Source organism: Kitasatospora sp. NPDC015121, assembly GCF_055562955.1.
In genome coordinates, this window is sequence record NZ_JBVHEH010000010.1 from 99,402 (window position 1) to 112,354 (window position 12,953).

The following is a 12,953-nucleotide window of genomic DNA, read 5'->3' on the forward strand; positions in this document are numbered from 1 at the left end:
TCGGCCCCGAGCGCGGGGGTTCGGTTACCTGCGCAGGGTGAGCAGGCCCCCGGTGGGCACCCGGACGGAGAGTTCCGTCCCGCCGACCGGGGTCCGCGCCCGGGCGACCGTGCCGCCGAGGCAGTCCTGCACCAGCAGGTCGACGGTGCCGGGCGCGCGGTCGAACTCGATCCGCACCAGGGTGTCCTGGTCGGCGTTGGCGACCAGCAGCAGCTCCCACTCGCCGTCGGCCCGCAGCGGCAGCGGCGCGTAGCGGCCGAAGGCCAGTCGGGCGCCGTCCCGGGCCTCGATCACGGGGTAGGCCAACTCGGGCCGGTGCGGGCGCAGTTCGGAGCGCTGCAGCAGGTCGCGGTGCTCCTTCATGACGCTCAGCCAGAACGCCAGCGCGGTCAGCTGGTCGGCGTCCTGGGCGGCCAGGTCGACCGAGACCTGGGCGGTGGCGAAGAGCACCGACTGGAGCAGGACGGCGATCTGCTCGGGGCTCTCCCGCGGGTGCCAGGTCAGCGGGTCGGCGTGCACGGCGAGCGGGCCGGCGGTGAGCCGCAGGTCGGCGGTGCGGACCCGGTTCTCGACCGCGTTGTGCGGGCAGTCGGTGGCCCGGACCATGGTGGCGTAGGGCCACAGGCCGGGGCCCATGTAGTCCTGGCGGTGCTCGACCAGGACGTCGGGGCGGGTGGCGCGCAGCCGGGTGTCGAGTTCGGCCAGCAGCTTCCGCACGCCTTCGGCGACGGTGGCGCAGTCGGCTTCCGGGGAGGCGGTGTGGGGTGCGGCGCCGGGTGCGGGCTTGCGGGCGAAGGTGTCGACGAAGTCGACCTTGAGGCCGTCGACGCCGTGCTGTTCGACGGCGGCGGCGAGCCGTTCGACCTGGTGGGCGCGGACGGTGGCGCTGCGCGGGTCGAGCAGGGAGGTCTCCAGCAGCGGCAGGTGGGTGAGGGTGTGCCCCTCCAGCCGTTCGGCGGCGGCGCTGCGGTCGCCGACGAACGGGATCGCGTGCCAGAGCAGGTAGGTGAGGCCGAGGGCCTGGATCCGGCGGACGTGCCCGGCGAAGTCGGGGAAGTCGTGCGGGGCGGGCTGCCAGTCGCCGGTGGTGGCGTAGGAGCGGGTGCGTTCGTCGGTCTGCCAGCCGTCGTCGACGATCAGCGAGCGGAAGCCGAGCGGGGCGGCGAGTTCGGCGAGCCGCTCGACGTCGGCGGAGGTCATCGCCAGGTGCAGCGCGTACCAGGTGCAGAAGACCGGTTCGAACGCGGCGTCGGGGACGGCCCGGACCGGGGCGAGGGTGCCCCACCAGGCGGCCGACTCCCGTACGGTGTCGGCGAAGTGACGGCGGCTCAGGTCGAGGCGGAGGGCGATCCGCGGGCCGTCCTGCTCGACCCACCAGCTGTAGCGGCCGGTCTCCTCGACGGCGCCTTCGCCGATGGTGACGGGGCGGACGGGTTCGCCGACCGCGAAGGTGCACAGAGCGGCGTCGCCGGGGCCGACCAGGCTGCCGACGGGAGCGCCCTTGGGCAGCGAGGCCTCCCGGGGCGGGGCCCAGCTCGGGGGCAGCCAGCGGGCGTTCGTGTGGGGCGTCCAGTAGCCGGTGGCGCCGGTGCAGGGCAGCTGCCATTCGATCCGCAGCCGGGCGTCCGGGGTGGCGGTGGCGGCCTCGATCACCAGCACGCCGGGGACGTCGGGTGCGGTGACGGTGACGGCCGGTTCGGCGTCGCTGCCGACGGCGGTGACCCGCAGGGTGAGCGGGCCGGCTCCGACGGTGCGGGAGGTCTCGGTGCGGCCGGACGGCGGTGCGGAGCCGTCCCAGGACAGCGCGGTCACGCGGTGGTTCCTTTCACGGGGTGGTCCCGCCCCGGCCGGCCGCGGAAGCGGTCGTCAGGCCGGTCGGGGCGGGGGTCTCGGTGCGCCGGCCCCGCTCAGCGGCGGAGCGGGCCCTCGCAGGTGTAGTCGGCGGTGCCGGCCCGGCCGCCGGGCCAGACGTCGACCCCGCCGAAGTGGCAGTTCATGTCGTCGAGGTTGTTGGCGACGCCCTCGGTGCGGCGCAGGAGGAAGTAGTCGACGGTGCCGGACATGTCCTCGAACACCTGGTCCGGGTCGGTCGGGTCGTTCAGGTTGGCGGTGATCCGGCCGGTGCAGACGAAGCGCATCGGCTTGTTGTCCCAGTCGCCGTTGTCCTTGCAGTCGGGGGTGTTGGAGGTGGCCTTGGCGAAGGCGTCGCGCACCTCGGCGGGGTAGGCGAACCGCAGGGCGCCGTTGGCGGTGAAGTCGGTGTCGGGGACGTGGAGTTCGTCGACCTTCGCGATCTGCTCGTCGAGGAAGGCCGCGTACTCGCGGTTCAGGTTCCGGTCGGCGCCGAGCCGGGTGCGCCAGGCGTCGAAGCCGGCCGGGTCGTCGGCGCGCTGGTAGCCGTACATCTCGCGCAGCAGCGAGGGGTGGGCGTTCCGGAGGAACTCGAAGAAGGTGCCGGCGTAGTTGTAGAAGTGGAACGCCGGGGTGTCGTCGTAGCCGGCGTGCAGGACCTCGTCGACGGTCAGCCGCGGGATGCCGTTGGCCTCGTCCCGGGCGAGCGCGGCGACCAGCGCCCGGCGGACCTTGACGCCCTGGTCACGGGTGGCCCCGGCGAAGAACTCGGCGGTGCCCTCGTCCGTCGCGGTGGTCCGGTCGCCGGCGTACCACCGCTTCTCGCCGAAGTAACCGGGCGTCGCCCAGCGGCCGTTGAGGTAGTGGACGTACTCGTGCCGGAACAGTTCCTCCAGCGTGAGGTACGACTCGGCGGTGGTGCGCTGGTAGGTGTAGAAGGTCGCGCCGTTCTCGATGTAGATGCCGCCGTTGGCGGTGCCCATGCCGGTCAGCAGCGGGTGGTAGACCTCGTAGTCGGAGCGGGTCGCGTAGAGGTGGATGTGCAGCGTCGAGTTGGGGTCGCCGGCCAGCGGGGCGTCGGTGCCCAGGACGCGGAAGAACTGGCTCTTGACCTGCTTGCTGGCGTAGTACATCCGGTCGACGGTGGCCTTGTCGAGGGCGGTGCGCACCTCGATCGCGCCGTTGTCGTACGTGTAGGTGCGGGGGAAGAGCCGGGCCTCGAACTTCTCGGTGCAGACGTCGAACCGCTGGCACACCTTGAAGGTGTTGGCCCAGCCGACCACCTTGATCCACGGCGCGGAGTACTCGCCGAAGGTGGCCCTGGTGTCGGAGAGCAGGCTGCCGATCTCGGCGGTCACCGGCGCGGTGAGCGCGTCGATCTCGCCGAAGCGGCCGTACTCGGCCATCGCGTCGCGGGCCACCCAGTCGTTGCGGGTGCCCCTGAGGTGGCCGGCGGTGGCGAAGGCGCGGAACGCGGCGCGGTAGTCGGCGTCGGCGGCGACGTCCGCGCGGAAGGCCTGGTCGCGGTTGTGGATGCCGAGGTAGTTGATGTTCAGCGCGGAGAGCGCGGCGCCGCCCCATTCCCAGGAGTCGGCCAGCGCGGTGCCCGGGCGGAACTGGGCGAGGATCCGCTCGACCAGCGGCAGGTTGTGCTGGCGGTTGCCGGTGGCCCCCGCGACGGTGGCCAGCTCGCGCATCATCAGGCCGGCCTCCGGCGTCGGGTCGAAGGCGCGGCCGGCGGCGACGTACGCGTCGATGGCGCGCTGGACGGCGGTGGTGGTCGGGGCGGTGGTGAGGTCGATCTCGTCGTGCCCGAAGTCGTGGTAGACGGCGGCGTGCAGGAAGTACCAGAGCTGGTACAGCCGGGGGTCGTTGCTCGCGGCCAGCTGCTCGGCCCGGGCGGCGACGGCCTGCACGTGGGCGGCGTCCATGGTGGTGGCGAAGCGGGCGTCCCAGGTCCACAGGGCGTCCTGCAGACAGGCCTCGGTGACGGCGCGGTCGGCGAGGAAGTCGGCGAGCGCCCGCGGGGCCAGCCCGGCGAGGCCGTTCAGGTCGCAGGGGACGCCGGCCGCGGTGGTCGCGGGGGCGGAGGCGGGGGCGGCCGGTTCCTCGGCGGTGGGCGCGGGGCGGCCGACCCTGTCCGGCAGCAGGCCGGGCACGTGCGGGTCGGCGCCGAGCGAGCCGCCGCCGGGCGCGGGCGCGGCGCTGCCGGTCGTCGCGGTGGCGCTGCCCAGCCGAGCCACCTCGTCGTAGGCGGTCCGCCCGGTCGGGGCGGCGTCCTGGCCGCTGGCGGAGGAGACGGCGGTGGCGGCGCTGGCGGTGGCGGTGGCGGTGCTGACGGGCACCGGGTCGGCGGCGGCGTGCACGCTCTGCAGCAGGGGCAGGGCGAGTGAGGCGGCGACGGCCGTGGCCAGCAGGGTCCGGCGGGGTGAACGCATCGTGGGGGCTCCATGTCTCATGGACGCGTCGCGTCGGGTGGGGGTACTGCGTTCCGCGCCCTGCCGGGGCGGGGCGCGCGCACCCGCCGGGCGGCGGCCGGCGGCCCGTTCCGGGGCGGGCCGCCGCCCCGGGCGGGGCCGGGCGGTGGGGTTACGCCTCGGGGAAGTGGCAGGCGACCTGCCGGCTCGTGGCGGAGGCGGTGGCGGAGCTGCCGATGGTGAGCAGCGGCGCCTCGGTCCGGCAGATGTCCTGCGCCTTGGGGCAGCGCGGGTGGAAGGTGCAGCCGCTGGGCGGGTTGGCCGGGCTGGGCGGGTCGCCGAGCAGGACGATGCGCTCGCGGGTGCGTTCGGCGATCGGGTCGGGCAGTGGGACGGCGGACAGCAGCGCCTTGGTGTAGGGGTGCGCCGGGTTGTCGTAGACCTGCTGCTTCTCGCCGATCTCGACGATCCGGCCGAGGTACATCACGGCGACCCGGTGGCTGATGTGCTTGACCACGGCGAGGTCGTGCGCGATGAACACGTAGGCGACGCCGAGTTCGCGCTGGAGGCGTTCCATCAGGCCGACGATCTGGGCCTGGATGGAGACGTCGAGGGCGGAGACGGGTTCGTCGGCGATGACGAGTTCGGGGCGGGTGGCGAGGGCGCGGGCGATGCCGATGCGCTGGGCCTGGCCGCCGGAGAACTGGTGCGGGTAGCGCTCCAGGTGTTCGGGGGCGAGGCCGACCAGCTGGACGAGGTCGCGGACCTCGGCCTGGATCCCGGCCTTGCTCTCGCCCTGGGCGCGCAGCGGCGCGGAGATGATCTGCTGGACGGTCTGCCGCGGGTTCAGCGAGGCGAACGGGTCCTGGAAGATCATCTGGAACCGGCTGCGCAGCGGCCGCAGTTCGTGCTGCGAGGCCGTGGTGATGTCCTTGCCGCGGAAGCTGACCCGGCCGGCGGTCGGGTCGAGCAGTCGGACCAGCATCCGTCCGGTGGTGGACTTGCCGCAGCCGGACTCGCCGACCAGGCCGAGCGTCTCGCCGGGGCGGACGTCGAAGGTGACGCCGTCGACGGCGCGGACGCCGGCCTTGCGGCGCAGGGTGCCGCGCGGTCCGGGGAAGGTCATCCCGAGGTCGCGGACGGTGAGCAGGGCTTCGGGGGTGCCGGAGTCGGCCGGGTCCGCGGTGGTCAGGGTCTCGGTGGTCATGCGGTCACCTCGTCGTGGACGCACGCGCTGCGGTGGCCTTCGGCGACGAGGCGCAGCAGCGGGCGGTCGCCGGTGCAGCGGGCGTCGGGCTTGGCCGCGTAGACGGCGCAGCGCGGGTGGAAGGCGCAGCCGGGGGGCGGGGCGAGCAGGGAGGGCGGGCTGCCGGGGATGGAGCTGAGCGCGGTGCCGTCCTCGGCGTCGAGGCGGGGCAGCGAGTCGAGCAGGCCGCGGGTGTAGGGGTGCCGGGGGGTGGTGAAGAGGGTGTCGGCGCGGGCCTGTTCGGCGGCGGATCCGCCGTACATGACGAGGACGTCGTCGGCGACGCGGGCGATGACGCCGAGGTCGTGGGTGATCATGACGATGCCGAGTCCGCGTTCCTGCTGCAGGCGCGTCAGGAGTTCGAGCACCTGGGCCTGGACGGTGACGTCGAGGGCGGTGGTGGGTTCGTCGGCGATGATCAGGTCGGGTTCGCAGGACAGCGCGAGGGCGATCATGGCGCGTTGGCGCATGCCGCCGGAGAACTGGTGCGGGTACTCGTCGGCGCGGCGGGCGGGTTCGGGGATGCCGACGTCGCCGAGGACGTCGACGGCGCGGGCCAGGGCGGCCTTGCGGGTGCCGCCGAAGTGCTCGCGGTAGGCCTCGGCGATCTGGTCGCCGACGGTGAAGTAGGGGTGGAGGGCGGTGAGGGCGTCCTGGAAGACCATCGCCATCTTGCGGCCGCGGAGCTTGCGCAGCTGTTCGTCGGGGGCGCCGACGAGTTCGGTGCCGTCGAGCTTGGCGGAGCCGGTGACCCTGGCGCCCCGGTGCAGGCCCATGACGGCGAGCGAGGTGACGGACTTGCCGGAGCCGGATTCGCCGACGATGCCGAGCGTCCGGCCGCGTTCGACGGTGAAGTCGACGCCCTTGACGGCCCGGACGGTGCCTTCCTCGGTCGTGAACTCGACGGCGAGGTCGCGCACTTCGAGCAGCGGGTGGGAGGTCATGACAGCCTCGCCCTCGGGTCGATCCAGGCGTAGACGAGGTCCACGACCAGGTTGGAGCTGATGATGAAGAAGGAGGCGAGCAGCGTGATGCCCATGATCACCGGCTGGTCGGCCTTGTTGAGCGAGTCGGCGAAGAGCTTGCCGATGCCGGGGAGGCTGAACAGCGATTCGGTGATGAGCGCGCCGGCCAGCAGTCCGCCGAGGTCCATGCCGAGCATGGTGGCGACGGGGGTGAGCGCGGGGCGCAGGCCGTGCCGGCCGACCACCCGGGTCTCGCGCAGGCCCTTGGCGCGGGCGGTGCGGACGTACGGTTCGGCCATCGTCTCGATGACGGAGTTGCGGGTCATCCGGGCGTAGATGGCGGCGTTGAGCAGGGCCAGGGTGATCCAGGGGAGGATCAGGTTGGTGGTCCAGCCGGCCGGGTCCTCGCCGAAGGCGATGTAGCGGGGGTAGGGGAGCAGGCCGGCGACCGAGACGACGGCGTAGAGCAGGATCATCGCGGTGAAGTAGACCGGCAGGGCGGCGATGCCGATGGTGCCGACCATCAGGGTGCGGTCGAGCCAGGTGTTGCGGCGCAGCGCGGAGAGCACGCCGGCGCCGACGCCGAGCACCAGCCAGAGCACGGCGGCGCCGAGGGCGAGCGAGACGCTGGTGGGCAGGCGGTCCATCATCAGGTCCCAGACGGGCTGGGCGGACTGGAAGGAGTAGCCGAAGCAGGGGAAGTCGCACTGGATCGCGTACTGGCCGGTGCCGTAGGAGCGGCCGGCGAAGACGGCGGTGACGTAGTGCCAGAACTGGACGATCAGGGGGTCGGCCAGTCCGAGTTGCCGCCGGACGAGCTCGATCCGGTCGGCGGAGCAGTCCTTGCCGCAGAACTGGACCGCGGGATCGCTGGGCAGCAGGTAGAAGACGGCGAAGGTGAGCGCGCAGACGGCGAGCAGGGTGGCGGCCATCGCGAGGAGGCGCCGCAGCAGGAATCCGATCACGTCCGGCTGCCCTTCGGGTCGAGGGCGTCCCGCAGGGCGTCGCCGACCAGGGTGAAGGCCAGGACCACCAGGAAGAGGCAGGCGCTGGGCAGGATGAAGAACATCGGGTCGACCTTGTAGTAGAGCACCGCGTCGGAGATCATCTGGCCCCACGAGGGCGTGGGCGGGCGGATGCCGACGCCGAGGAAGGAGAGGGCCGCCTCGGTGCCGATCAGGCCGGGGATGGCGAGGGTGACGTAGACGATGATGGTGCCGGTGAGGTTGGGCAGGATCTCGCCGAACAGGATGCGGCGGTTGGTGGTGCCGCTGGCGCGGGCGGCCTCGACGTACTCGCGGTGCTTGAGCGAGAGGGTCTGGCCGCGGACGACGCGGGCGATGTAGGGCCAGGAGAACAGCGACATCACGCCGATGAGCAGGACCACGCGGTTGACGTCCCGGGCCACCGAGAGCAGCGCGATCATGAAGATCAGACTGGGGAAGGACATCATGATGTCCATGAACCGGCTGATCAGGGCGTCGACGCGGCCGCCGAAGTAGCCGGCGGTGATGCCGAGGACGGTGCCGATCAGGGTGATCAGCAGGGCCGAGACGAAGGCGACCAGGAGGCTGATCTGGGCTCCGTAGAGGAGCCGGGCGAAGATGTCGCGGCCGAGCATGGGTTCGACGCCGAGCCAGTGCTCGGGGCTGATGCCGCCGAGGGTGCCGCGGGGCAGGCCGCCGAGGTAGGGGTCGATGGACTTCTTGTCGATGGCGTCCGGCGAGGTGCCGCTGACCGCGGTGAGCAGCGGCGCCAGGACGGCCGCCAGGACGAAGAAGGCGATGATGGCGGCGCCGACCGTGGCGGTCTTCTGCCGGCGCACGCGGTGCAGGGCGAGGGCCCAGGGGGAGGCGGGGGCGAGGGAGGTCTTGGGGGTCTCCGGGGCCCCCGCTCCCCCGGCCGGGGCCGGGGTGAGCGGGGTGGTCATGTGGGGAACTCCCGCCTTACTTGACGGACTTGAGGCCGATGTTGGCGTAGTCGATCTGGCCGGCCCAGATCGGCGAGCCGAAGGCGCCGGCCACGTTGGAGCCGACCAGCAGCGGCTTCTTGGCCCACACCAGCGGGACGGCGGGCGAGGCGTCCATGATCTTGGCGTCCAGGTCGAGCCAGGCGGCGTTGGCCTTCTGCAGGTCGTCCATGGCGGCGATCCGGTCGAGTTCGGCGTTGACGGCCGGGTCGTTGAACCGGGTCATGTTGCCGTTGTTGCCCTTGTCCTTGATCAGGCGGCCGTCGTAGATCATCGGCAGGAAGGTGCCGGCCGACGGGTAGTCGGGACACCAGCCGAGCTGCGCGAGGCCGGGCTGCTTGTCCTTGTCGCCGACGATGGAGTTGACGGCGGTCGGGTCGACGGTGGTGATGGTGACGTTGACGCCGACCCGCTTGAGGGCGGCCTGGATCGTCTCGGCCTGCTGCTTGCCGCCGGTGGAGGTGACCATCTCGGTCTCGAAGCCGTTCGGGAAGCCCGCTTCGGCGAGCAGCTGCTTCGCCTTCTCCGGGTCGCCCGCGGGCTTGATAAGGAAGTGGTCGACGGCCGCGCCGTTGGTGAGCGCCGGCGGCAGGTAGGTGCCGGCGACGTCGGTGAAGGCCGGGCCGCCCATGGCGGCGGCGAAGGACTCCTTGTCGACCGCGTACTGGAGGGCCCGGCGGACCTTGGCGTTGTCGAACGGCGCCTTGGTGGTGTTCATGTCGAGCATGGTGGTGCAGCCGGCGTTCTCGCTGACCAGGCGGGCCTTGACGTCCGGCTTGGTGAGCACCTCGGACATCTTGGCGGGCAGCAGGTCGACGTACGAGATGGCGTTCCTGTCGTCGCCCTCGTCCGCGATCAGGCGGTCGGAGATGCCGGTGTTCTTGAGCGTCTGGTCGACGACGATCTTGTCCGGGTAGGCCTTGCGGACGGTGTCCGAGGCCGGGTCCCAGTTGGTGTTGCGGACCAGCACCATGCGCTTGCCGCGGTCGTAGGTCTCGATCTTGTACGGGCCGGAGGAGACCGGGTGGTTGGAGTAGTTCGCGCCGGCCTCCTTGGCCTGCGGGACGGGCGCGAAGGTCGGCAGCGAGACGGTGTAGCCGAACTCGGCGACCGGGCGCTTGAGGTGGAAGACGATGGTCTTCGCGTCCGGGACCTCGATGGAGTCCTTGCCGAGGCGCTGGCCGGTCAGCGGGCCCTGGTAGCCGTCGGCGCCGGCCAGGTAGCGCACGGCGTAGTCCGGGCCGCCGGCGAGTTCGGCGGAGAACGAGCGCTCGACGTTGTACTTGATGTCGTCGGCGACGATCGGGGTGCCGTCCTCGTACTTGAGGCCGTCCTTCAGGTGGAAGGTCCAGGTCTTGGCGCCGTCGCTGGGGGTGCCGAGGTCGGTGGCGAGGTCGGGCTCGACCTTGAGGCCCTCGGCGCCGGGGGCGGCCTTGAAGGTGGTGAGGGTGCGGTAGAGCAGGCGGACGCCGACGTCCATGACCGGCATGGTCCAGTTGCGGGCCGGGTCGAGCTGGTCGAAGTCCTGGTTGGACAGGATGGTGAGGGTGCCGCCCTTGACCGGGGTGCCGCCGACGATGCCGTCGCCGGCGGTGGTCACGCCCTTGGTGTCGCCGTTGTCGCCGCTGCCGCCACCGGTGCTGCTGCACGCGCCGAGGCCGAGGGTGAGGGACGCCGTGATGGCTGCCGCGAGAGCGACGTGGGAACGCCTGTTCATGTGCAACTCCGGGAATGGGGGCCGGTCTGCCGTTCAACGGGAGGATCTGTGCCGCCCGGGGTATGGCCCGCGCTGAGGTGTGACCCGTAACATAGTAATGTGAAATTGCACTGCGCAACGAGGGAGCGGGACCGTTATCGACCCGTGTCATTGCAGCCCCCGTCCGCGTGGTGCGCCCCGATTTCCCGCCCACCGAGTCGTTCCAGCTCAACCAGGTCAGAGGAGCCCCCGACGATGGCCGACCAGCCCACCCTGAACACCGGCAGCCACGACCTCCCGGTCACCCCCGCACTGGAGGCCTTCATGGCCGGCCAGTGGGCCGCCACCCCGCTGCCCGCCGACGAACGCGTCCCCGGCTACGCGTACTTCCCGGCCCGCCGCGGCAAGCTCGCCGCCGCCTTCCCGGGCGAGCGCCTGCTCGTCCCGGCCGGCCGGCTGAAGGTCCGCAGCAACGACTGCGACTACCGCTTCCGCCCCAATAGCGCGTACGCCCACCTGACCGGCCTGACCGGCGAGGAGCAGGTCGGCCACGTCCTGGTGATCGAGCCGGACGGCGAGCCGGTCCTCTACCTGCGCCCGCGCTCGGACCGCTCCGACGGCTCCGCCGAGTTCTACCGCGACCGCCGCTACGGCGAGTTCTGGGTCGGCCGGCGCGCCGACCTCGCCGAGGCCGCCCAGCTCACCGGCCTGCGCACCGCCCACCTCGACGACCTGCCGAAGCTCTTCACCGGCTCCGTCCGCACCCGCCTGCTGGCCGGCGTCGACCCGGTCCTGGACGCGCTGGCCGGCCGGCCGGACGCCGGACACGCCCTGGCCGACGGGCAGTTCGCCGCCGCCGTCGCCGAACTGCGGCTGGTCAAGGACGCCTGGGAGGTCGAGCAGCTCCAGCTCTCCGTCGACCACACCACCGCCGGCTTCGAGGACGTCGTCCGCGCGCTGCCCGCCGCGCTGCGCCACCACCGCGGCGAGCGCTGGCTGGAGGGCGCCTTCGACCGGCGCGCCCGCGCCGAGGGCAACGGCACCGGCTACGAGACCATCGTCGCCTCCGGCGCGCACGCCTGCGTGCTGCACTGGATCCGCAACGACGGCCCGCTCGACCCCACCGAGCTGCTGCTGCTCGACGCCGGCGTGGAGACCGACACCCTCTACACCGCCGACATCACCCGCACCCTCCCGCTCTCCGGCACCTTCACCTCCGCCCAGCGCGACGTCTACGAACTCGTGCTGGCCGCCCAGAGCGCCGGCATCGCCACCCTCCGCCCCGGCGCCTCCTTCCGCGAGTTCCACCGGGCCGGCATGCGCGTCATCGCCGAGGGCCTCGCCGAGTGGGGCCTGCTCCCGGTCTCCGCCGAGGAGGCGCTGCGCGACGACTCCGGCCTCTACCGCCGCTACACCCTCTGCGGCAGCGGCCACATGCTCGGCCTCGACGTCCACGACTGCGCCAAGGCCCGCGCCGAGACGTACCTGGACGGCACCCTGGAGGAGGGCATGGTCCTCACCGTCGAGCCCGGCCTCTACCTCCAGCCCGACGACCTCACCCTCCCCCCGGAGCTGCGCGGCATCGGCGTCCGGATCGAGGACGACCTCGTCATCACCGCCGACGGCGCCCGCCTGATGTCGAACGCCCTCCCCCGCGAGGTCGCCGCCATCGAGTCCTGGATGGGCGGCCTCCTGGGCTGAGCCCCGCCCTCGCGCGGCGGGCCGGGGCGACGGGGGCCGCGCGCACCCGGCCCGTTCAGCCCCGGCCGGTCTCCCGCCACAGCTCCCGCGTCACGTCCGCCGCCCGCCCGTCCCGGGCCCGCCGGTGCGCCGTGCCCGCCCACAGGTGCATCGCGCCCAGGTCCTCCGCGCGCGCCGCGGCGGCCCTGAGCGGCTGGGTGAGGTGGTGCACCTCCGGGTACGCGGCGGGCGCGTGCCCCTCGTGCCGGTCGGTGAACGCGTTGCGCAGCGCGCGGGCCGGGCGTCCGGTGAAGGCCCGGGTGACGGTGGTGGCGTCGAGTTCGCGCAGGGCCCGGCGGTGCGCGGGCGAGGCCCCGGACTCGTCGGTGCGCAGGTACGCGGTACCGAGCTGCGCGCCCGCCGCGCCCGCGTCCAGGGCGGCGGCGATCGCGGCGCCGTCCCCGAGCCCGCCCGCGGCGATCAGCGGCAGGTCGGTCACCGCCCGTACGGCGGCGAGGAGTTCGGTCAGCGGCAGGGTGCCGGGCTCGTCCCCGGCGCGGTGGGTGGCGCGGTGCCCGCCGGCCTCGGGGCCCTGGACGACGAGCGCGTCCAGGCCGAGGGCGCTCGCGGCGCGGGCCTCCTCGGCGCTGGTGACAGTGCCGAGCTGGCGGGTCCCGGCGGCGCGGACGGCGGCGGCCTCGGCCGGCTCGGGCAGGCCGAAGGTGTAGGAGAGCCACTCGACGGGCTCGCGCAGCAGCGCCTCCAGTTTGGCGTCCCAGTCGTCCCGGTCGGGCGGGATCGCGGCGGGCAGTTCCACGCCCCGGCGCCGGGCCTCGGGCAGCAGCCGCTCCCGGTAGGCGGCGACCGGCCCGGGCGCGGCGGGCGGGCCGGGGACGAACAGGTTCATCCCGATCGGACGGCCGGTCAGCTCCCGGGCGGCGCGCAGCTGCCGGAGCATCCCGGCGCTGTCGCGGTAGCCCGCCGCGAGGAACCCGAGGGCGCCCGCGCCGTTGACGGCGGCGACCAGCTCGGGGGTGCTGGCCCCGCCCGCCATCGGCGCGGCCACCAGCGGCACCGCCCAGTCGACGTCCATCCCGTCCTCCTCGAAACCGTCCGGTCCTGCCGTGCG

Annotated in this window: 9 protein-coding genes; 1 reads left to right on the plus strand and 8 read right to left on the minus strand. The window is 73.1% G+C overall.

Annotated elements, in window-relative coordinates:
- Positions 1-24: 24 nt before the first annotated feature.
- From ACZ3J7_RS16630 to ACZ3J7_RS16660, 7 genes are all read right to left on the minus strand, one after another.
- Positions 25-1,812: a glycoside hydrolase family 36 protein gene (locus tag ACZ3J7_RS16630; RefSeq protein ID WP_465621293.1), complete on the minus strand. Its 1,788-nt coding sequence runs from the start codon at positions 1,810-1,812 to the stop codon at positions 25-27.
- A 95-nt stretch (positions 1,813-1,907) separates the two neighbouring features.
- Positions 1,908-4,289, minus strand: a complete 2,382-nt coding sequence (locus ACZ3J7_RS16635; protein WP_465621295.1) for a collagenase — start codon at positions 4,287-4,289, stop codon at positions 1,908-1,910.
- Between the two features lie 151 nt (positions 4,290-4,440).
- Positions 4,441-5,475 (minus strand): ABC transporter ATP-binding protein, encoded by a 1,035-nt coding sequence (locus ACZ3J7_RS16640; RefSeq protein ID WP_465621297.1) that lies wholly within the window; start codon positions 5,473-5,475, stop codon positions 4,441-4,443.
- Positions 5,472-6,458: an ABC transporter ATP-binding protein gene (locus ACZ3J7_RS16645; RefSeq protein WP_465621299.1), complete on the minus strand. Its 987-nt coding sequence runs from the start codon at positions 6,456-6,458 to the stop codon at positions 5,472-5,474. The genes ACZ3J7_RS16640 and ACZ3J7_RS16645 overlap by 4 nt, the downstream gene beginning before the upstream one ends.
- Positions 6,455-7,444, minus strand: a complete 990-nt coding sequence (locus tag ACZ3J7_RS16650) for an ABC transporter permease (protein ID WP_465621301.1) — start codon at positions 7,442-7,444, stop codon at positions 6,455-6,457. Before ACZ3J7_RS16650 ends, ACZ3J7_RS16645 begins: the two co-directional genes overlap by 4 nt.
- A complete protein-coding gene (locus ACZ3J7_RS16655; RefSeq protein ID WP_465621304.1) occupies positions 7,441-8,409 on the minus strand; it encodes an ABC transporter permease in 969 nt (322 codons plus the stop codon). The genes ACZ3J7_RS16650 and ACZ3J7_RS16655 overlap by 4 nt, the downstream gene beginning before the upstream one ends.
- 16 nt (positions 8,410-8,425) lie before the next feature.
- Entirely contained in the window at positions 8,426-10,165 is a 1,740-nt protein-coding gene (locus ACZ3J7_RS16660; RefSeq protein WP_465621306.1) for an ABC transporter substrate-binding protein, read from the minus strand.
- 234 nt (positions 10,166-10,399) lie between these two features.
- Here ACZ3J7_RS16660 and ACZ3J7_RS16665 point away from each other — a divergent pair, with 234 nt between their 5' ends.
- Positions 10,400-11,845, plus strand: a complete 1,446-nt coding sequence (locus ACZ3J7_RS16665; protein WP_465621308.1) for an aminopeptidase P family protein — start codon at positions 10,400-10,402, stop codon at positions 11,843-11,845.
- 55 nt (positions 11,846-11,900) lie between these two features.
- Here ACZ3J7_RS16665 and ACZ3J7_RS16670 read toward each other — a convergent pair whose 3' ends face one another.
- Positions 11,901-12,917 (minus strand): nitronate monooxygenase, encoded by a 1,017-nt coding sequence (locus ACZ3J7_RS16670; RefSeq protein ID WP_465621311.1) that lies wholly within the window; start codon positions 12,915-12,917, stop codon positions 11,901-11,903.
- Between the last annotated feature and the right edge of the window lie 36 nt (positions 12,918-12,953).

What these genes read in the sequence shown, in the direction of transcription:
- ACZ3J7_RS16635 (WP_465621295.1), bottom strand. Translation starts at nt 4,289, where the DNA reads ATGCGTTCACCCCGCCGGACCCTGCTGGCCACGGCCGTCGCCGCCTCA.
- ACZ3J7_RS16640 (WP_465621297.1), bottom strand. Translation starts at nt 5,475, where the DNA reads ATGACCACCGAGACCCTGACCACCGCGGACCCGGCCGACTCCGGCACC.
- ACZ3J7_RS16645 (WP_465621299.1), bottom strand. Translation starts at nt 6,458, where the DNA reads ATGACCTCCCACCCGCTGCTCGAAGTGCGCGACCTCGCCGTCGAGTTC.
- ACZ3J7_RS16655 (WP_465621304.1), bottom strand. Translation starts at nt 8,409, where the DNA reads ATGACCACCCCGCTCACCCCGGCCCCGGCCGGGGGAGCGGGGGCCCCG.
- ACZ3J7_RS16660 (WP_465621306.1), bottom strand. Translation starts at nt 10,165, where the DNA reads ATGAACAGGCGTTCCCACGTCGCTCTCGCGGCAGCCATCACGGCGTCC.
- ACZ3J7_RS16665 (WP_465621308.1), top strand. Translation starts at nt 10,400, where the DNA reads ATGGCCGACCAGCCCACCCTGAACACCGGCAGCCACGACCTCCCGGTC.
- ACZ3J7_RS16670 (WP_465621311.1), bottom strand. Translation starts at nt 12,917, where the DNA reads ATGGACGTCGACTGGGCGGTGCCGCTGGTGGCCGCGCCGATGGCGGGC.